The sequence below is a fragment of the Paenibacillus ihbetae genome (assembly GCF_002741055.1).
In the GTDB taxonomy this organism is placed as follows: Bacteria; Bacillota; Bacilli; order Paenibacillales; family Paenibacillaceae; genus Paenibacillus_AQ; species Paenibacillus_AQ ihbetae.
The window spans coordinates 286638-306371 of sequence record NZ_CP016809.1 but is presented as its reverse complement, the minus strand read 5'-3'; the positions used below and the strand labels follow the sequence as shown (position 1 = coordinate 306371).

Here is a 19734-nt window from a genome sequence, read left to right as displayed (position 1 = left end):
AGCTGTGATAATAAAGAAGGATGTCACTCGATGACATCCTTCTTGTTTATTGTGGAGGCATATGCGGCATATTTTGCGATCTAAATACCTTTGGAGGTGTGTCATGGATATACGGCGGTGCGGGCGGCAAGTGAGGCTCAGGAGCATGAGGCTGAGGGTTGGCAACATACTGAAAGGTGGCGCCATCCGGGCTCGGACCATGAGCCCAGGGTCCCTGTGCACTTTCCTGGCCTCGAGAAAAGTTAAACAGCACATGGGATACTTCTTGGATTTCACGCTCCTTCGGAAACGTAGTAGGAACGACTACCCCTTCTTTCGCTTCCAATTCTTTTATCGCGACGATCCATTGATTTTGGTGCATGGTATCTCTGGCTAGCAGCCAGGCCAACATATCTTTGACACCACGATCATCTGTCATTTCATACAGGCGGGCCACCTGCAGTCGGCCTTGCGATTCAGCCGCCAAATTATGTCTGAAATCTGCAAGAAGATTACCGCTGGCGATGGTGTAGCGGGAGTTCCAAGGGTACCCGTTGCTATCGGTTGGAGCTGCTCCCAAACCTGTTACAATGGCATGCTGTGGATTGCTGCCTCCCAGTATAGCTGCTATTACAGGGTCTTTCGCTGCGTCCTCCAGCGTTTCCAGGGGGGCATTATTAAGCAGTCGGGCGATCATAGTGGCCAACATTTCAACATGCGCCAATTCCTCTGTACCCGTATCCAACAGAAGATCCTTGTACTTTCCGTCCCCGCGGACGTTCCAGCCCTGGAAAAGATACTGCATGGCAACGGTTATCTCACCGAACTGTCCTCCGAGCACCTCCTGAAGCTTTCTGGCATAAACGGGATCGGGGCGTTCAGGTTTTGCATGAAATTGTAATTCCTTAATATGAAAAAACAAATGATCACCTCACGGAACAAGATGCTGATATATATTCAAAATGCTTTGAAAATCTGCCTGTACCGCACAAGTAGTGCTAAAAATTCCAACATAATGGATATACTGCCGATTCCTAAGGACATATCGAAGAATATGGAATCAAGGGAATAATTTAACCTCTGAGTCCCCATAATACTGGATAGCAAAAAGGGGGGGACTGTCATGCTGATTCGGTTACTGCAAAAAGCGCTCAATCGAAGCCGTTCGAAGAACAAAACGCAGGTTCGAACTGATTCACCTACCTCGATTAGCATGACTCTACAGGAGTCTATTCAAACCTTAACTCATATCATGGGGAACAGTACGGACTTTGTGGTCCGATATATTTCAGGACGCGACGATCTGCCGGAGATTGCCATTTGCTATATTGAAGGGCTGATTGATGCCAATCAACTCAATCGGATTCTGGAATCCTGGTTAACCGTTACGCTGGAAGCCGATCCTATGCCCGGCATAGAATCGTTGTTGAGAAAAATATTGCCTGCAAGTCCTGTCAACAAATTACATACTACGCAATCCGTCACTTCGGCTGTTTTAGAGGGGAAGGCTGTCCTACTAGTAGATGGGATGAAAGACGCCTTTTCGACTTCGATCGAAAGCCTGGAAAAGCGCGCAATCGAAGAGCCAAGCTCACAAACCGTCATTCGGGGACCGAAGGACGGTTTTACCGAAGATATTTCGACGAATGTGTCACTCATCCGAAGAAGGCTGCGTACCCCGGACTTACGGGTCCAAACGATGGTCATCGGCAGCTATACCCATACCAAAGTAACTATGGCTTACATTGAAGGCTTAGCTGATCAAAGTGTCGTATCGGAAATAAAGTCTCGGTTGCAAAGCATCGAAACCGACGGCGTTCTGGAAAGCGGGTATATTGAAGAGTTTATACAAGATACTACCTTGAGTCCATTCCCTACATTGATCAATACGGAGCGCCCCGATGCGGTAGCAGGCGGTCTGCTGGAAGGACAAATCGCGATTCTCGTGGATGGCACCCCCTTTGCTTTACTGGCACCCGTCACCTTTTTCAGGTTCCTCCATTCCAGCGAAGACTATTATCAGCGGTATGATCTAACTACTTTCTTACGTGCGATCCGATTTTTCTCCTTCGTTGTATCCTTGCTGCTGCCATCACTGTATATAGCCATTTCAACCTTTCATCAGGAGATGATTCCAACCACCCTGTTGATCAGTCTGGCTGCACAAAGGGAAGGAACGCCACTGCCGGCACTCGTTGAAGCCATCATGATGGAGCTTACGTTCGAAATTATCCGTGAGGCAGGAGTGCGGATGCCCAGGGTGATCGGGCCGGCCATTTCCATTGTCGGGGCGCTTGTGCTGGGCCAGGCTGCAGTACAGGCAGGACTCGTGTCGGGGGCAATGGTCATCGTGGTGTCCTTTACCGCCATCGCCAACTTTGCGATCCCTGCATTCAGCATGGCTGCGGCCATCCGGCTCATTCGATTTGTGTTGATGTTACTGGCGGGGACCCTCGGTTTATACGGGATATTGGCGGGGCTCATTCCGATATATGTTCATCTCGTTTCTTTAACTTCATTTGGCATCCCTTATCTTTCACCCGTTAGCCCGCTCCGTTTCTCCGATCTGAAAGACCTGTTTGTGCGTTTGCCGTGGCCCTTCCTTAAGACGAGGCCTAAGGAGATGAATCGTCGTAACGTTGTAAGACAGGGGATGAGTGGATCGCAACAGGGAAGGAAGTGACCCTATATGAACTGAGGTGCGATATGCGTAGATTAGGTATATTCTCACTGCTGTTCGTTCTGGCATTATCGCAGACAGGCTGCTGGAACCGAACGGAATTAAATGAAATCGGTCTGATTGCAGCTCTAGGCATAGACCGGGGCGAAGCAGGATGGATCGTAACCTATCAGTTAATTAATCCTTCCGCCATTTCGGCGGGGACTGGCGGAGCAACCAAAGGAGGGGGTGGGGAATCCCCCGTCCATGTTTTCTCTTCCGTAGGCCCTACGCTTCGCGAAGCGATTGATGTAAGCTATACGGAATCGCCGCGACGTCTTTATTTCCCTCATGCGGATATTCTCGTGCTCGGCAAAGAGGCTGCAAGCAGAGGAATTCAGGATATCATCGACTTTTATTGGAGGAATGCTCAGTTACGGGAAAATGTCAACGTGCTGGTCGCGAGCGGGCAAGCAAGCGAGATGCTGAAGCAGCTAATCCCGCCTGAACGATTGCCCGGGGCAGCCATCGCCAACATCTCAAGGCAAACGGATCATTTCAACAGTAATTATCCTTCAATTAAGATGTATGAGTTGACGCGAAATCTGGATGCTGAAGCCCGTGCTGCCGGGGTCCCTCAGGTTGAATTGGTGGGGGAATCGCAGGCAAGGCTGGAATCCATGGATCAGCTAAATAGAACCTCTACTCCTGCTAAGGTTCGAATTACAGGATTGGCCGTGTTTCGAAAAGACCGGAGAGTCGGGGCATTAAACCGGAATGAGAGCATCGGAATATCATGGTTAACGGGCAAAGTCCGGATCAGTACCTTATCCGTATCCTGTCCTGGCTCCAATAAAGAAACGGAGAAATTCTCCTTTCAAACGATATCCGCCAAAACGAATGTAAAGCCCCGTAAGCAAGGGGACGAGTATACGATGCTGGTCTCCGTTAAAGCGAAGGGCAGGATTACAGAGTCCAATTGTTCCATAAATTTAGGGAAACTATCCAACCTCCATGCTGCGGAAAAAGGGATCGAAGAGGTCATTAAGGAACATATGAGGGAGGGGTGGGCTGCCTCCAAAAGGCTTCATGCCGACTTGCCTCACTTTGCAGACGATATCCATCGCAAATATCCGAAGGACTGGAGGAGCATCAAGGATCAGTGGGAAGCAGACGGGATGAATTCCATTAAGCTTGTCCTGCAAGTCAACGTAACCATCAGTCAAACGGGTATGACCCAAAAAGCGTTTAAATCGGGCGTACGATAATTTGCTCCATATTCAGATGGATGTTGATTGAAGAAGGGAACAATGGAAATGAAGCAATCCATACGAGTTACCGATCTGGTATGTTTTCTTGCGGTGTTTGAAGTCGGAAGCACGACATTGTTCTTCTTGGGGGCTGAAGCGAAACGGGATGCATGGATCGCCATGGGCATTGCTGCCTTGATTGGTTTGTTCCTGCTAGCCATGTATCTTTTAATCTACCGTTCCAATCCCCAACTTGATTTATATGGCTTGTGCAGACAGCACTTCGGCAAAGTCATCGGCACTGCGGTTAACTTAAGCTTTGTAGGTTATTTTGCATATGAAGCATCCCGTAATTTAAGAGATCTGGGTGAGCTTACGATCTTGACGTTATTAGACCGTACGCCTCTGCTGTTTATCATGTTGACGGCAATAATCGTAGTGGCTAATACCGTTCGGTATGGACCCAAGGTGGTGATTTGGATGTGCGCCGGATTTCTGCCGATCATCATTTTGAGCTATCTCACGATCTATACGCTGCTTGTTTCTTCAGGACTGGTCCGATTTGAATTGATGCTGCCGGTTCTGGAAGAGGGGTTCCGTCCGGTTTGGACAGCCGCCGTGCCGGAAATCGTGTCCTTCCCGTTCGGGCAGACGTTATTGTTTCTGCTCTTTTTTCCTCTTGTCCAAAAAAGGGATAAGATAGGGATGGGCGTGGTGATCTCATACACGATTACGGCGATTTGTTTAATCATGATTAATCAAATCAATATCCTCGTGTTAGGGCCGACTCAGGCAGCCAACAGCACGCTGCCGCTTCTGCAGGTGGTTCAGCTTATAGAAATCGCTGAAGCCTTTGAACGTTTTGATGTATTGTTTGTATTTGTGTTAGTGCTTGGCCTGGGCACCAAAATGGCAGCTTTTTTTATGGGAGCTGTCATGGGATTGCATAAAATAACGGGCCTATCCTACCCTATGTGGACGGTGATCACTGCTGCATGCATCTTTGCATTAGCGTTCATATCCCCCAACTATCCTCATCATATTTGGCTAGGAATTAAAGTAGTGGTTACCTACGTAACTCCGATCTTTCAAATTATTCTGCCTCTGATTCTTTTGCTGGCGATATGGATTCGAAGCAAGTGGGCGAAGCAGCGTCAATGAAGCTATTGAGCGTCCGTAATATCGAACAGGTTGTTTATACTTGTTCTGATTTAGAAAAAATTGATTAAAAAATTGAACCCGAGGTGTTACCCAATTGAGTAAATATCAGGATCTAAAAAATACACTTTCTTATATTCATTCCGAGCTGAATCGAGTTGAAACTATGGCTGGAACCTTGTCTTCTATTGAACGTGATCACTACAATAGGCTTGCAAATTTCGACCATCGTGAAATCCTGGATATAGCAGTTGAAGAACAGATTGCCGCCAGGCAGCTTGGAACCATGAAGCATATGTGTCTGGCCATGGCTGAAAAAATTGAAGAAATAAAGAATGCCATTGACCGCGGGGAGCTTGTGGAGGGTACTCATCGTGATGAAGCCCATTGAAAAATTTCTCCGCTCCATTATTAACGAAGCCGTAGATAAAGCGATCATACGAGCTATCAGAGGCCAATATACGGAGAGCTTGTATGGAATGATTCCATCAACGAAAAAAGTTGGAATATCCAACCTCATGGAAATAGCCATGCGGGGGAATCAAGGAACCCCAATCTCCCGTCCTCTTGGAACTCCCGTCCATTTATCTCCATGGGAGAAGCTTCTGTTCAATCCGGTTCATCTCTTTCGCTTCCCGACGCAAGAGAATGTTGGAATACGAACTTCGATTACGATCGGGCACCGGGCCAAAAGACCCATGACTCTCTCCATTCCGATCATGATTGCGGCCATGTCTTTTGGCGGTGCGTTAAACAAAAGCACCAAAATCGCTTTGGCAAAGGCTGCGACCGCTGTCGGAACGGCCTCGAATACGGGTGAGGCGATCCTGCATGAGGAACGGAAATCAGCCCAATTACTGATCGGACAGTATAATCGAGGGGGCTGGATAAATACCCCTGACCAATATAAGCAGCTGGATGCTATAGAAATACAGTTGGGGCAGGGTGCACAAGGATCCGCTCCCCAGAGGACTTCAGCGAAAAATATCGGTGAGGACTTTCGGGAAGTGTATGGCCTGCGGGAAGGGGAGGATGCATTGATCCATTCCCGACTTCCAGGAATCAATACGAAGGATGACTTTATCCGGTTAGTAAGGCGCTTACGTGATGAAACCGGTGTGCCCGTCGGTTTGAAAATTGCAGCCACGCATCATCTTGAAAAAGAGCTGCAAATCGCAATAGAAGCCGAGGTTGATTTTGTAACACTGGACGGCGCTGAAGGTGGAACACATGGCGGGTCGCCGACCTTACAAGATGATGTTGGTTTGCCTACATTATTCGCCATTACAAGGGCTACGGAATATTTCACACGGAAAAAAGTGATCCACGACATAAACTTAATCGCAACAGGGGGGTTAGTAACACCCGGTCAAATGCTGAAAGCCATCGCATTGGGAGCGGATGGAGTCTACATCGGTTCAGCAGCCCTAATGGCACTGGTAAGCGAGCAAATGGTAGAGGTGCCTATAGTGCCTCCAACAAGGTTAGTTGTCTATACAACTGAGCAGACTGACCAATTAGATGAAGACATGGCTGCTATGAATTTAGTTAGATACCTGAATGCTTGCGTCCTGGAGATGGAACAAGTCGCGGTAACCCTCGGCAAAACAGCACTAACCGATATTACCAAATCCGATTTATGCACAATGGACCCTTTCCTGGCTAAAGCCAGTGGAATCCAGCTTGGATATGTCGCTCCTGAACATCAAGGCCGGTTCTTCGATGAAACGAAACCGTTCTTACAAACTTACGAAGAACATCTCCAGTAAAACGGGGATGTTTTTTTGTTGATCAGCCCGTATTCGGCAAATATATATCGGCAAGCGGATCAAAACCGAGGAGCCAAGCGGATCGCGGTCTGCTCGGCTTCGGCATCAGATCAGTGCATATGAAGCTTTAGTCTTGGAAAAAGATGTTATTTCAACGCCGGAAATATTATAATGGATTAGAATGACATCCTACGCTGGCAGGAGGGACCTTCTTGAAATTAACCGAGCTGATTCGGCCCTTAACCATTGCCCAAATCCAAGGGAATGCTGACGTTGAGATTACTGGGATCAGTATGAATTCGAAATTCTTGCAGCCTGGCGAGCTGTTTGTTTGTATACCCGGGATTCCGGGCTTACAGGAAGACCGGCATCTCTACGTGGAGGATGCCGTGAAGGCGGGCGCAGCCGCTATCGTTGTCGAACGCGATGTGGTATCGTCTGTACCGACAATTAAGGTACCAAATGCCAGATTTGCGCTAGCCCTGCTGTCTGCACATTTTTACGGGTATCCGAGCCATAGTCTCAAGCTGATCGGGGTAACGGGAACGAAGGGAAAAACGACGACAAGCTATATGATGGAATCGATTTTTGCTCATGCCGGCTTCCGGACGGGATTGATGGGCAATATCGGCACGAAGATCGGTTCGACGATGCATAAAACCGACATCAACACCCAGGATCCTCCGCATCTGCAAGCGAATCTACGCAAGATGAAGGAGGAATCGACCGATTATTGCGTCATGGAAGTAAGTTCCCAAGGTCTGCATATGGGAAGAGTGCTCGGTTGTGATTTTAGAACCGCTGTATTTACGAATTTAACGCATGATCATCTGGACTATCACAAAACCAAGGAAAATTATCTTGCGGCAAAAGGAATGTTGTTCTCCGGTTTAGGCAATTCGTATGCGCCGGATCCCGCCAAACGAAAATTTGCCATTTTGAACGCGGATGACGAGGCTTCCCGATATCTAAGCGAGATAACCGCCGCACAGGTTATTACATACGGGATTAACACCACTGCAAATGTCATCGCTAAAGATATCCGGCTGACCCCGAAAGGAACGACATTCACGGTCGAATCGTTTGCGGGAGATGCCGAGATCGAGCTGAAGCAGGTGGGGATGTTTAATGTGTACAATGCCCTTGCCGCCATGACTGCAGCGCTTGCCGAACAAGTTCCATTTCATGTCATTCAGCAAGGGCTGCATGGTTTGAGCAATGTTTCCGGTCGAATGGAGGTCATTGATGAACAACAGGATTTTCTTGTCCTTGTTGACTACGCCCATACTCCGGATAGCTTGGACAATGCGCTGTCCACCTTACGCGAATTTGCAGATCAGAGGATCATCACCGTGTTCGGCTGCGGCGGGGACAGGGATCGAACCAAACGTCCCGTGATGGGGAAGTTGGCGGCCAAGCACAGTGATCATGTAATCATCACATCGGATAATCCCCGTACGGAAGATCCGCTCGGAATCCTGAAAGATATTGAGCATGGCGTGCTGGAATACGGGATGTCGTCTGAATCCTATGAAATGATTGCCGATCGGCGGCAAGCGATCATTCGGGCAGTGGATATGGCCCGCTCCGGAGATATCGTCATCATCGCGGGGAAAGGCCATGAAACGTATCAAATCCTGAACGATCAGACGATCCATTTCGATGACCGGGAAGAGGCCAAAGCGGCGATTCGTAACCGGAATCATTAGCATCTGCATGTCAAGGTCCCTATCCAAAGAGCGGATGGGGGCTTTTTGATATATTAAAACACAACCGAAACTTGCCAATGACGATATAATTCAACCAATAGATTCACAGGAGAGATACAAATGACCAAATCAAAGGATCCTAACTGGGCCCGCTTAGGCTTTTCTGAACCTCCTGACTTCCATGAAGCAGGGAAGGATATAGGGATTGTCATCATCGATAAAATTACCCCTCATCCTACAATTCGACATTTAGGCAATCGCATTCAAGTTGTCACTGTTCATGACGACTACTCGATTACATGCCGCGATATCGCTAATGAAGCGCCTGAGCAAAATCATGATGGGGATGGCGAACATGGTTTAATGACGGTACTCGCATTGTCTCACCTCCCTTTTGTTGTGGATGGACAAATACATACCGGCATTTCACCGGCAGCTCAATTGATCGTACTTGATCATGGTGCATTCAAGACCGGCGAAGGAAAAAGATTGAGCGCAGGTATATCATGGATCATGCAAAAACGTCAAGAATGGAATATAAGAATCATCCTAAGCACAGGTTGGCATGCGCTTGATCATCTGATCCTTCTGAGAAGCACAAATGAAAACTCCACGGTGCAGGCATTAGCGTCAGCGGTTCAAGCCGGAATATTGGTTGTTTGCTCGAACGGGAATACGAGGACAATTAATATGTTGCCGCCATACGAATATCTGGCAGTGGGGGGATATCATGACCGAGGATTCGCGGATCGTCAAAAGCATTCCGTATTTCCGGATGAACCGTACGGACGAAATGCGGACGGCCACTTCAGGCCGGATGTCCTTGCACCAAGAGTTTATCTAACCCTGCCGTTTTGTGAATCCCATGAGGAAGGGGGCGAGGTTTCCTATTATTGGGGAACATCGGGAACTGCAGCATTAGTAACGGGTGTCGCTGCATATTTGTTGTCCAAATACCCAAGTCTAGATGCGAATATGCTGCGCTATGCATTAACTAATTACGGAGATCCCATTCATGGGTACGAGAATCCCGCTCCTAGAATAAATGTCCACAAAGTCGAGTCAGCCATTGAAGCTGGTTTAACAATCCATGATCCGGGGAAAAAGTTGCCCTCTCTCAATGCAAAAGACCCTTCTGTAGCCTTACATTCCCAAGATGAAATGGAAAAGGCGGTGGCCCTGTCGAAGCTTGTGCGAAATCAACTTTGCTCTCGAGAGCTCCTATGGGAATATTTAAACGATCATTCACCGGTCATTAGGAAAATTGCAGTTTCAACATTGGAAAAACCGTTAAATGAACAAGAGAGAGAGGCTTTCTGGGAGCGGCTCAAGAAGGAATCGGAGGGGGGCGTCCGTGGCTTGCTTGCCTCTGGATTGCTGCAAGACATTAGAGAAAATGAAGCTTCGAAATGGATACCATGGTCAAGGGATATCAATTGGTCTGTTCGTTGGTGCGTAAGCGAATATCTTGCGAAATTTCCTGAATCTCACCCTCAGCTTGAAATGACCCACGACCCGGATTCCATCATTTCAAAGGCAGCCCCTTTAATCCAATGGTTAAAGGAAAGACAAAGTTAATTCCCGCGTTTTGTTGCTTGCAAATTTGAGCGGAATCAATTATCATGGATTTCATAGGTCCATGATTACGATAATATAAGGAAGGGAGGGTAGACATCATGCAGTTCTCGAAAAGCACGGATTACGCCCTGCACGCATTAATTCATTTGGGTCTTCCAGAGCGTCACACCAACGTCGGAATCAAGGAATTATCCGCGGCGCTTGGAGTTTCCGAAAGCTACTTGTCCAAGATTATGTCCAAGCTGAGGCAGGATGGAATCGTTCGTGCCGTCCCTGGGGTGAACGGCGGTTACGAGCTTGCAAGACCTGCCGATCAGATTACATTTCTCGATGTGATTCAAGTGATTGAAGGACGACAGCAGCTGTTCGAATGCTCCAATATGAATTCGCGGCAGCATCAGTTGTTAGCCCAAGAGGGAGCACCTCAGCAAGAACAACCGGCGAGAAACGGATGTCTGGTGGAGAAGGTGATGGAAGGTGCTGAAGAGCATCTGCACCAATACTTACGGGAGCATACGATCCAGACGGTACTGGATGAGGCTCTCAAGCACGGCAACCATGAATCGCACAAGAAGTGAACCACTTCTTGTGGCCTAATTATGGACATTACAGATCTATGGAGGTAATTAATAATGACAACAAAACAGCTTCTTGATGTAGCGATCATTGGCGGCGGTCCGGCAGGCTTGAATGCTGCTCTTGTACTGGGGCGGGCAAGAAAACATGTAATAGTAATCGATGAAGGCCGTCCCCGCAACGCAGTGACCCATGCGACCCACGGATTCCTGACGCGCGATGGAATAAGCCCGGGTGATTTCCGGCAAATTGCCAGGGAAGAGATCAGCAGATATCCTTCCGTATCTTTCACTCAGGATACGGCCGTAGCAATAACGGGTTCGGATGGCCATTTTATAATTAAGACTGCTCAAGGAAACTCTATTTCCAGCAAAAAAGTGCTGTTTGCCGTCGGTATGAAGGATCGGCCCCTCGATATTCCAGGATTGGTTGAGGTTTATGGAAAAAGCGCATTCGTATGTCCGTATTGCGATGGGTGGGAGTTAAGAGACCAGCCGCTTGTCATCATTGCCAAAGGAGCGGATGCCATGCACTTGGCTCCATTGATATCCGGCTGGACCAGCCAGTTTACCATCTGCACGAATGGCCCCGATGAGCTGACCGAGGCTCAGCGCGAAGAGCTGCAGCGGCATCATGTACCTGTGTTTGATTCACCGATTCGGTTCATCGACGCAAGCGAGGGAATCGTGCGGCAGGTCGTTCTCGAAGATGGGGCGGCCATTCCATGCAGGGGAATATTTTTCAAACCGACGCTTGTCACGGGATCGGATCTTCCGCAAGCCATGGGGTGCAGCATGACGGAGATGGGGGCCGTAGTCGTGGATGACTTTGGGAAGACGAGTGTCCCGGGCGTTTATAGCGCTGGGGATGCAGCATCCAGGCTTCACCAAGCGGTTGCTGCTGCCTCCATGGGAGCCTTAGTCGCCGCGGCTATGAACAACGAGATGAATTTGGAGGCTTGGAGAAGGAATGGTTAATGCCACACTCATCGGTATATTCCATTCTATAATGAACAACAGAACCGACGGGTGAGCATCGTAACAAAAACAGACTATTGACAATCCTTAACAGGTAATGATAAGCTACGAAAAAGTCCGATAATTCCAATTGGAATTATTAAATTACACAGTTGAAAAACATAAAGTCGACCATACCATTGGAGACGTAGGAGAGCTGCAGCATTTCAGCTATTCCTGCGTTTTTTTGTTTTTCACGTACAAGAGGAGAGGAGGCTTAATTCGAGAAAAGCGTGAGGATGAATACATATTTGAGGTGAAAATACCTGCAGCTGTAGATAGAAAAAATCTTACAAAATCAATGATTTACTGAGTCAGATCCAAGAAGCTTTTATAAACATGAAAAGGGTGGTTTATATGAGAAAGCAACGGGTTTCAGGTTTGATCGGGCTATGGTTATTGGCGTTGTCCGTCGTACTGGCGGCTTGCTCCTCCAGCACGGAAAGCACGCAGACGGAGACTGCGGCTACTCCCTCATCGACCCATTCCGCGAATGAATCGTCGTCGCAAGCGAATCAAGGAACGGGAGAACATTTACTTCAAGAGCCATTGGCAGCGCAAGATATGTCCAAACTCCCGCATCGAGCCAAGCAAAGGAATGATGCGATAATCGTCACACTGACGAATCCGAGCGGTGCGTTTACTCCCTATTTCACACAGGTCGGGTATGACGGCAATGTAAATTCCGTGCTGTACACCCCGCTGGTCAAGGTTGATACGAACGGCTTGCCGGTTCCGGGACTTGCCGAGAAGTGGGAGGTTTCCGAAGATAAGCTGACTTATACGTTCCATCTTCGTGAAGGTCTGAAATACAGCGATGGATCGCCGATGACGACTGAGGATGTCGAATTTACGTGGACCTTGCTTCACGATCCATCCTACGATGGGCTCAACAGCGTAGTGGAAACCAACATCAAAGGCGGGAAAGCATACAAGGAAGGTAAGGCCGATTCCATCGAAGGTATTCATGTGGTCGATGAGAAGACGATATCCGTAACGCTGGAAGAGACCAATGCGACAGCACTGACGGTGCTGGGCGGACCGATCTTATCCAAAGCCTACTATGGAAAGGACTATAAGTACGGCAATCTGGATTACATTAAAAACCTGCACGCAAACCCGATCACGAACGGGCCATACAAGCTGGAGAAGTTCATTCCCGGCCAAGAAGTGCGTTTTGTTGCGAACGAACACTATATATTCGGGAAGCCGAAGACGGAGTATTTCATCTATAAGACAACCGAAGGAGACACTTGGCAGTTTATTGAAACGGGAGAGGTGGATTACGGCAGCTTCTCTGCTACGACGGATAATATCGAGAAGCTTAAGGGCCTCGGATTCTTGAATTTGATCCCAAGCACAGCGAGCAATTACGGTTACAATCAATTCAATCTGGAGCGGGACCATCTGAAAGACAAGCGCGTCCGCCAAGCGTTGACTTACGGGCTGAACCGCCAGCTGATCTATGTCGATTCCAGGCAAGGTGCGGCATCGCTTGCCAATATTCCATCTTCTCCGATTCTATGGTCCTATACGGAAGAAGGTATCAATCCATATCCATACGATCCGGAAAAAGCAAAGCAATTGCTGGATGAAGCCGGCTGGAAGGTCGGTGCGGACGGCATCCGCGAGAAGGACGGGAAGAAGCTGCAAATCAACTATCTGGGATCGAAAAGCCCGAACACGGATATTTTTATCGCTGTTGCCAAGGAGAACTACAAGGAAATCGGCGTCGATTTTATCCCTGAGCAGTTCCCGGATTTCAACACGCTCGTTTCTAAGGTGAACAGCGGCGATTTTGACATGGCCTCATTCTCTACGACGATTATCAGTGACCCTTCCCAGGGCGTTAGCAGCTTTATTAAAGGGGAGACAAAAGGCTACAACAATCCTCAAATCGACGAGCTTTATGCGAAAGGCTTAGCAACAAGCGACGTAGAGGAGCGCAAAAAGATCTACCATGAAATGTTCAAAATCCTTAACGACGAGCTGCCGGTGATGTTTACCAACTATACCAAATCGGTGATCGCCATCAACGGCCGTATTGACGGGTTCGAGCTAAACCCGCTGGCCGGGATCGCCCACAGCTTGCCGAACTGGGAGCTTAAATAAGCTGCTGCTTCAGGCAGCGGTACCTCTGACCGCTTGATAACAATAACGTCTTCAGCCTGAGCTTCCTAGGCGGGAGACGCTTGATTGAAGGAGAGAACATGAGAACCTATTTGCTCCGAAGATGTATTTATATGCTCTTAATATTGACTGGCGCGTCCTTATTAATTTTTTTTCTGTATTCGTTAACGCCCGGCGATTACGTCGACAACAATTTGAGCTTAAGCGAGGAGCGCAAGGCTGAGCTCAGGGAAATACACGGGCTGAACAAGCCGATTCTCGAGCGATACGTGAACTGGATGGCCAATATGTTCAAGGGCGATTTCGGGTATTCCCTGGCCCAGCAGCGGCCGGTCCTCGATCTGTTTCAGGATTACATATGGAATTCCTTTTTGCTGGCGGTGGTTTCAACGTTCTTTACCTGGTTCTTTGCGGTTGTCGTCGGCGTGCTGACGGCCTACAAGCAGTATTCGCTGCTCGATACGCTGGTCATGATCGGGATATTCGCGGCTATGTCCATTCCTTCGTTCTTTATCGGGCTGTTCCTGATCAAGGTATTTGCCGTTGATTTGAAAATTCTCCCGCCGGGAGGAATGATTACGACCGGCAGCCGTGCTGCAGGCTTGGAATATGTCGCGCAAGTTCTGCATCACATGCTGCTTCCGGTTGCCGTCATGGTGCTGCTCGGCGTAGGCTCGCTGACCCGGTATTTTCGCAGCAACATGCTGGAGGTCATTCGGCAGGATTACGTCCGGACCGCGCGGGCCAAAGGGTTGAAGGAGAGGACGGTCCTTTATCGCCATGCGTTGAAAAATGCAATGCTGCCCGCAATTACATTGATCGGTTTCGAACTGCCGGGATTGTTCGGGGGCTCCATCATTATCGAGAAGATATTTAACTGGCCGGGAATCGGTCAGCTGTACATGCAGTCGTTTACGGTCCGGGATTATCCGCTGCTGATGGGCTTCACGATGTTTCTCGCCATCTTGACGGTCGTCGGTACATTCATTTCCGATATCCTCTATCATACCTCAGACCCGCGGGTCAGGCTTTAACGAAAGGAGGAGCTCTACATGTCTATTCCAACGACGGCAGGACGTTCGGAAAAAGCCATCCGCGCTCTGGATGCATCCGATTCGTTATGGCGGCAATCGATCCGTCAATTGGGCACAAATAAGCTGGCGGTCGCCGGCTTCGCTTTTATTGTGTTTATGTTTCTGATTTGTTTTATCGGCCCGTTATTCTCGCCTTATGCAGACGGAAAGATCAATCCCGGCAGTATGCACCAGCCGCCGAGCTCCAACCACTGGCTGGGAACGGATCTGCTCGGCAGGGACGTGCTCACAAGGCTGCTGCAGGCCGGCAGGATTTCGCTTACGGTAGGTCTCGCATCCATGGCGCTGTCGATGACCATCGGAACGGTTCTCGGAATCGTTTCGGGGTATTATCGCGGTGTTGTGGATCAGATCATTATGCGGGTCGCCGACCTGTTGTTCACGATCCCCGGACTTCCGATCCTCTTCATCATGGGGGCACTCATGTCGGATTGGAAGATTCCGACCGATTATCGGCTTTATCTCGTGATGCTGATGCTGAGCATTATCGGATGGCCGGGCGTGGCCCGCCTTGTCCGAAGCCAGATGCTGACCTTAAGGGAAAGGGAATATATGCAGGCTGCCGACGTGCTCGGCCTCAGCGATAAGCGGAAGCTGTTCCGCCATTTGCTGCCTAATGTTTTTCCGCTTCTGATCGTAATCGCTACACTGAGCATTGGTGGAGCGATATTATCGGAATCCGCGCTCAGCTTCTTTGGGCTAGGCGTTATGCCGCCGACGCCGACCTGGGGGAATATGATCGATGCGGCCAACAACGTGATCGATTTCGAGAAGCGTCCTTGGCTGTGGATTCCTCCCGGGCTGGCCATCTTTTTGACGGTCATTGCCATCAATATTTTCGGCGACGGGCTCCGAGACGTTCTCGATCCTAAACAGAATACAAGCAGGTGAACGGAAGATGAATTCATTAATCGAGATTCATAACTTAAGCACTTATTTTGAAACTGGCGCCGGGACGGTCAAGGCGGTTGACGATATCAGCTTTCGGATTCGTGAAGGGGAAACGGTATGTATCGTAGGGGAATCCGGCTGCGGCAAGAGCATCACGGCGATGTCGATCATGGGATTGGTCGATGAACCTCACGGCAAGGTCGTAGGCGGTCAAATCCGGTTCGGAGACAAGGATCTCTTGAAGATCAGCAAAGAAGAGATGCGGCGCATCCGCGGCAATGACATCTCGATTATTTTCCAGGAGCCGATGTCCTCCCTGAATCCGGTCATCACGATCGGCAGGCAAATCATGGAGCCGCTCATGCTTCATCAAAAGCTGAACAAGAAGCAAGCCTATGCCCGGGCACTCGAACTGATCGAATTGGTCGGTATTTCCCGGGCTGAACAGATCGCGGCCTCGTATCCCCATCAATTATCGGGTGGCATGCTGCAGCGGATCATGATCGCGATCGCAATCTCCTGTGGTCCTAAGCTGCTGATTGCCGATGAGCCGACGACCGCGCTGGACGTAACGATCCAGGCCCAGGTTCTGGAAACGCTCCGTCAGAGCAAGGAGCAGTCCAATATGTCGATCATGCTGATCACGCATGACCTAGGCGTGGTGGCGGAGATGGCGGACTATGTGATCGTCATGTATGCCGGGAAGATCGTTGAAGAAGGCGATGTCGAGGAGCTGTTCGAGCGGCCGAAGCATCCGTATACGCAGGGACTGCTTAAATCCAAGCCGGTCATCGGTCAGCGCGCAGAAGAGCTGTACTCGATTCCGGGGCAGGTCCCGAGCCCGCTTGATTTGACGGAATCATGCTATTTCCACGATCGGTGCGAATCCTGCATCCCGATCTGCCGAACACGGCAGCCGAAGCTGAGCGAAGTGGCAGCCGGTCATTTAGCAGCTTGTTGGCTGTACGAAGAGGAGGCGCGAGCGTGAGCGAAGCATTGCTTGAAGTGAGGGGATTGAAGAAGTATTTTCCGATCCATGCGGGTCTGTTAAACCGGACAGTTGGCTACGTGAAAGCCGTGGACGATATCAGCTTCACCATCCAGCCGGGAGAGACATTCGGTCTTGTCGGCGAATCCGGCAGCGGCAAAAGCACCGTTGGGCGGACGATTTTGCGGCTGCATGAGAAAACCAGCGGGGACGTGCTTTTTAAGGGAATTCCCTTTCACGAGCTGCCCAAATCGGAGGTCCGCAAGCTTAGACCCAAGATGCAGCTGATTTTCCAGGATCCGTACAGCTCCCTCAACCCCCGTATCCGTATTGGCGACGCCATTGGCGAATCCTTGCTGGAGCATGGTTTGGCGGAAAAGGATGAGCTTCGCGACCGTGTACTTGATGTGCTCGAGGCTTGCGGTCTTTCTTCCTATCATTACAGTCGGTTCCCCCATGAGTTTTCCGGCGGGCAGCGGCAGCGGATCGGGATCGCCCGGGCGTTGGTGCTGAATCCCGATTTTATTATTGCGGATGAGCCGGTCTCTGCGCTCGATGTGTCTATACAGGCCCAAATTATAAATTTGTTCCAGAAGCTTCAGCGTACCCGGGGATTGACCTATTTGTTCATTTCCCACGACTTGAGCGTAGTCGAGCATTTGTGCAACCGAATTGGGGTTATGTACCTCGGCTCGATGATGGAGATGGCACCACGGGATGAATTGTTTAGCCGGCCGCTTCATCCTTATACAAAAGCGCTGCTCTCGGCAATTCCTGTGCCTGTGCCAAGGCTGAAGCGGGAGCGAATCGTGCTCAAGGGCGATATTCCGAGTCCGGCCAATCCGCCTTCAGGCTGCAAGTTTCATACCCGCTGTCCGCTCGCCACAGCCCAGTGCAAAGAGCAAGCGCCCGAATTCCGACATGTCGGCGACGATCACTATGTTGCCTGTCATTTGGTGTAACGGATGGGGAGTTGTAGCAAAGTCTGTTTTGATTAACGGCGGTTAAACGAAATGCTTCTTGCGATGAATAAGGAAAAAATAATCGACTCCAATGTATCAACGAATGGGAACGGGATACCTCCGTTCATTTACTCGCTTTCAATTTAAAGCCGCGGTAATCGCGGCTTTTCTTCGTTTCACGTACGTTCTCGGTTCCGCGGATAACCAGTTTTTTACTTTGTACATCCGTTTCGTCATGATAGAATATGGGCTTCACTGTGAAAAAAGGAGTGCAAGGAATGGATTTTCAATGTTTCAAGGCTACAAAAATCAAAAACCAACGAGTCATGTCGAGAGGCTGCCGCTTCATATACATGGATCAGAATGATGTGTCTCGGAAGAATGGAGGGAGCATGTGAATTCGAAAGTGAAAGCCTATCTCCCGATGTTATGGATCCTGGTCATTCCCGTACTGAACATCTTTTATGCTGTTCTGAATCAGGCGCATATGCCGGTTTACAGCCTGATGACGGATCTGGATGCCCAAATTCCGTTTGTGCCGATGTTTATCATCCCTTATCTGATATGGTACCCATTCATCATCATCGTTCTGTTCATGCTCTGTATCAGGGAGCGTAGTGTGTATTACCGGACGCTGCTAACCCAATGCCTCGGTTTGGTTGCTTGCTATATTATATTTTATCTGTTCCAGACGACGGTTGAGCGTCCGACGACTATGGGGACAGGGATATTCGAAGGACTTGTGAATCTGGTGTACAGCACCGATAATCCTTATAATTGCTTTCCCAGCATTCATGTGTTGACCAGTTACTTGATGATCAAGGGTGCAACGGCTTGTGCATCCTATCCTAATTGGGAACGGACAGCGGTGAAAGTATGTGCCTGGATGATCATCGCTTCGACCCTGTTCGTGAAGCAGCATGTCCTTCTGGACATCGCCGGGGCCATCGCGGTGGTCGAGCTGCTATGGTATGGGGTAGGCAAGCTACCCTTGGGTCAGCAATCGAAGTTCAAGGGAGAAGTCGTTCGTCAAAATTTAACGGCTGATTAAGCAGCAATTTTAATCCCAGATAAATAAAACCCAAGCGCCTGCTCAAAGCAAGTGCTTGGGTTTATTAGCGTGAAAGCTTATTCGAAGGTATAGGATTCTCCGTCATCCGGCACGAAAACGTTGCGGGAAATTCCTTTTTCTGCAACAAAATGCTTCAATTCTTCTCTTGATAATGTCCAATGGTTTACAGCTTCCATATGAACCGCAACAATTGCGGCATCCGGAGCAGCTTTGTGAACCTCGTAGACATCTTCCTTGCCCATAACCAATGAGCCGCCTTCAAAGAATTGATTGTCGCCGGCGTTCACAACAATAATCTCGGGTCTGTGCGTATCGATGACATCGCGAACTCCTTCATACCAAACGGTATCACCTGCCACATATAAGGTCTTCTCTGCTTGGTGTTTGAAGACGACGCCGGATACAGGCCCCGCAAGCTTTAAGATCTCTCCCCTTCCATGCTCCCCCTTTGTTATCGCCAGATGGATATCTCCGAAGACAGTGTCCTCATACAAAACCTCGACCTGTACAAAACCGGCGCTTCTAATGTCTGCGGCATCCGCTTCGCTTTGAGCGAAGATTGGGATGTCCTTGGGGAGCACCTCTTTAGCAGCTTCATCCCAATGATCCAAATGTAAATGGGTTACGATTACAGCATCAATAGGATGGATAATCTGGTCAAGCGGAAGAGGCAGCGAGACCAAAGGATTATTTTGATCTTGTCTCAGCGAGTTGGGAAATGGCGGGTAGGCTCCTTTGTCGGCTAACATCGGGTCGATTAAAAAACGTTTCCGTGCGTACTCAACGATGATCGTTGCATTTCGAATATGCTGTATGTTCATGCTCTTCAGCTCCTTTTCTTTTGATATTTCCTTATCAACAGTGTATATTCTAAACCGTACTCCCTAATCGATACATGATGAA

At 49.1% G+C, this 19734-nt stretch carries 17 protein-coding genes; 15 read left to right on the top strand and 2 right to left on the bottom strand.

The genetic code is table 11. From position 1 onward, the window contains the following. Nucleotides 1–46 precede the first annotated feature (46 nt). Nucleotides 47–901: a manganese catalase gene (locus BBD41_RS01310; RefSeq protein WP_099476453.1), complete on the bottom strand. Its 855-nt coding sequence runs from the start codon at nt 899–901 to the stop codon at nt 47–49. 201 nt (nt 902–1102) lie between these two features. On the opposite strand from BBD41_RS01310, the gene BBD41_RS01305 reads away from it, so the two are divergent. From BBD41_RS01305 to BBD41_RS01235, 15 genes are all read left to right on the top strand, one after another. Further along, a complete protein-coding gene (locus BBD41_RS01305) occupies nt 1103–2662 on the top strand; it encodes a spore germination protein (RefSeq protein ID WP_099476452.1) in 1560 nt (519 codons plus the stop codon). 23 nt (nt 2663–2685) lie between these two features. Then, nucleotides 2686–3906 carry a Ger(x)C family spore germination protein gene (locus BBD41_RS01300; RefSeq protein ID WP_099476451.1) on the top strand — a complete coding sequence of 407 codons (1221 nt, stop codon included), beginning with the start codon at nt 2686–2688 and terminating at the stop codon, nt 3904–3906. Between the two features lie 42 nt (nt 3907–3948). Next, a complete protein-coding gene (locus tag BBD41_RS01295; protein ID WP_237086990.1) occupies nt 3949–5049 on the top strand; it encodes a GerAB/ArcD/ProY family transporter in 1101 nt (366 codons plus the stop codon). A 94-nt stretch (nt 5050–5143) separates the two neighbouring features. After that, entirely contained in the window at nt 5144–5437 is a 294-nt protein-coding gene (locus BBD41_RS01290) for a hypothetical protein (RefSeq protein ID WP_077565960.1), read from the top strand. After that, nucleotides 5424–6815 (top strand): FMN-binding glutamate synthase family protein, encoded by a 1392-nt coding sequence (locus tag BBD41_RS01285; protein ID WP_237087140.1) that lies wholly within the window; start codon nt 5424–5426, stop codon nt 6813–6815. The genes BBD41_RS01290 and BBD41_RS01285 overlap by 14 nt, the downstream gene beginning before the upstream one ends. 212 nt (nt 6816–7027) lie before the next feature. Then, entirely contained in the window at nt 7028–8524 is a 1497-nt protein-coding gene (locus BBD41_RS01280; protein WP_099476449.1) for a UDP-N-acetylmuramoyl-L-alanyl-D-glutamate--2,6-diaminopimelate ligase, read from the top strand. 120 nt (nt 8525–8644) lie between these two features. After that, nucleotides 8645–10102, top strand: a complete 1458-nt coding sequence (locus tag BBD41_RS01275; RefSeq protein WP_099476448.1) for a S8 family serine peptidase — start codon at nt 8645–8647, stop codon at nt 10100–10102. Between the two features lie 98 nt (nt 10103–10200). Beyond that, nucleotides 10201–10680, top strand: a complete 480-nt coding sequence (locus tag BBD41_RS01270; RefSeq protein WP_077565968.1) for an RrF2 family transcriptional regulator — start codon at nt 10201–10203, stop codon at nt 10678–10680. A 54-nt stretch (nt 10681–10734) separates the two neighbouring features. After that, entirely contained in the window at nt 10735–11655 is a 921-nt protein-coding gene (locus BBD41_RS01265; RefSeq protein ID WP_099476447.1) for an NAD(P)/FAD-dependent oxidoreductase, read from the top strand. A gap of 396 nt (nt 11656–12051) precedes the next feature. Next, the gene (locus BBD41_RS01260) at nt 12052–13806 is read left to right on the top strand and encodes an ABC transporter substrate-binding protein (protein WP_099476446.1); all 1755 of its coding nucleotides are present in this window, start codon (nt 12052–12054) and stop codon (nt 13804–13806) included. Nucleotides 13807–13904: 98 nt separating this feature from the next. Then, entirely contained in the window at nt 13905–14858 is a 954-nt protein-coding gene (locus BBD41_RS01255; protein ID WP_099480398.1) for an ABC transporter permease, read from the top strand. 18 nt (nt 14859–14876) lie between these two features. Continuing rightward, entirely contained in the window at nt 14877–15809 is a 933-nt protein-coding gene (gene opp4C, locus BBD41_RS01250; RefSeq protein WP_099476445.1) for an oligopeptide ABC transporter permease, read from the top strand. 7 nt (nt 15810–15816) lie between these two features. Then, nucleotides 15817–16797: an ABC transporter ATP-binding protein gene (locus BBD41_RS01245; RefSeq protein ID WP_099476444.1), complete on the top strand. Its 981-nt coding sequence runs from the start codon at nt 15817–15819 to the stop codon at nt 16795–16797. Then, entirely contained in the window at nt 16794–17759 is a 966-nt protein-coding gene (locus BBD41_RS01240) for an ABC transporter ATP-binding protein (RefSeq protein WP_099476443.1), read from the top strand. Before BBD41_RS01245 ends, BBD41_RS01240 begins: the two co-directional genes overlap by 4 nt. A gap of 394 nt (nt 17760–18153) precedes the next feature. Next, nucleotides 18154–18810 carry a phosphatase PAP2 family protein gene (locus tag BBD41_RS01235; protein WP_077565979.1) on the top strand — a complete coding sequence of 219 codons (657 nt, stop codon included), beginning with the start codon at nt 18154–18156 and terminating at the stop codon, nt 18808–18810. Nucleotides 18811–18887: 77 nt separating this feature from the next. Here the strand turns inward: BBD41_RS01235 and BBD41_RS01230 are convergent, their stop codons facing one another. Continuing rightward, a complete protein-coding gene (locus BBD41_RS01230; RefSeq protein ID WP_099476442.1) occupies nt 18888–19652 on the bottom strand; it encodes an MBL fold metallo-hydrolase in 765 nt (254 codons plus the stop codon). Between the last annotated feature and the right edge of the window lie 82 nt (nt 19653–19734).

Excerpts from the sequence above, each read along its gene's own strand:
- BBD41_RS01300 (WP_099476451.1), top strand. The coding sequence starts at position 2,686 with ATGCGTAGATTAGGTATATTCTCACTGCTGTTCGTTCTGGCATTATCG.
- BBD41_RS01230 (WP_099476442.1), bottom strand. The coding sequence starts at position 19,652 with ATGAACATACAGCATATTCGAAATGCAACGATCATCGTTGAGTACGCA.
- BBD41_RS01275 (WP_099476448.1), top strand. The coding sequence starts at position 8,645 with ATGACCAAATCAAAGGATCCTAACTGGGCCCGCTTAGGCTTTTCTGAA.
- BBD41_RS01305 (WP_099476452.1), top strand. The coding sequence starts at position 1,103 with ATGCTGATTCGGTTACTGCAAAAAGCGCTCAATCGAAGCCGTTCGAAG.
- BBD41_RS01270 (WP_077565968.1), top strand. The coding sequence starts at position 10,201 with ATGCAGTTCTCGAAAAGCACGGATTACGCCCTGCACGCATTAATTCAT.
- opp4C (WP_099476445.1), top strand. The coding sequence starts at position 14,877 with ATGTCTATTCCAACGACGGCAGGACGTTCGGAAAAAGCCATCCGCGCT.
- BBD41_RS01245 (WP_099476444.1), top strand. The coding sequence starts at position 15,817 with ATGAATTCATTAATCGAGATTCATAACTTAAGCACTTATTTTGAAACT.
- BBD41_RS01295 (WP_237086990.1), top strand. The coding sequence starts at position 3,949 with ATGGAAATGAAGCAATCCATACGAGTTACCGATCTGGTATGTTTTCTT.
- BBD41_RS01265 (WP_099476447.1), top strand. The coding sequence starts at position 10,735 with ATGACAACAAAACAGCTTCTTGATGTAGCGATCATTGGCGGCGGTCCG.
- BBD41_RS01285 (WP_237087140.1), top strand. The coding sequence starts at position 5,424 with ATGAAGCCCATTGAAAAATTTCTCCGCTCCATTATTAACGAAGCCGTA.
- BBD41_RS01255 (WP_099480398.1), top strand. The coding sequence starts at position 13,905 with ATGAGAACCTATTTGCTCCGAAGATGTATTTATATGCTCTTAATATTG.
- BBD41_RS01260 (WP_099476446.1), top strand. The coding sequence starts at position 12,052 with ATGAGAAAGCAACGGGTTTCAGGTTTGATCGGGCTATGGTTATTGGCG.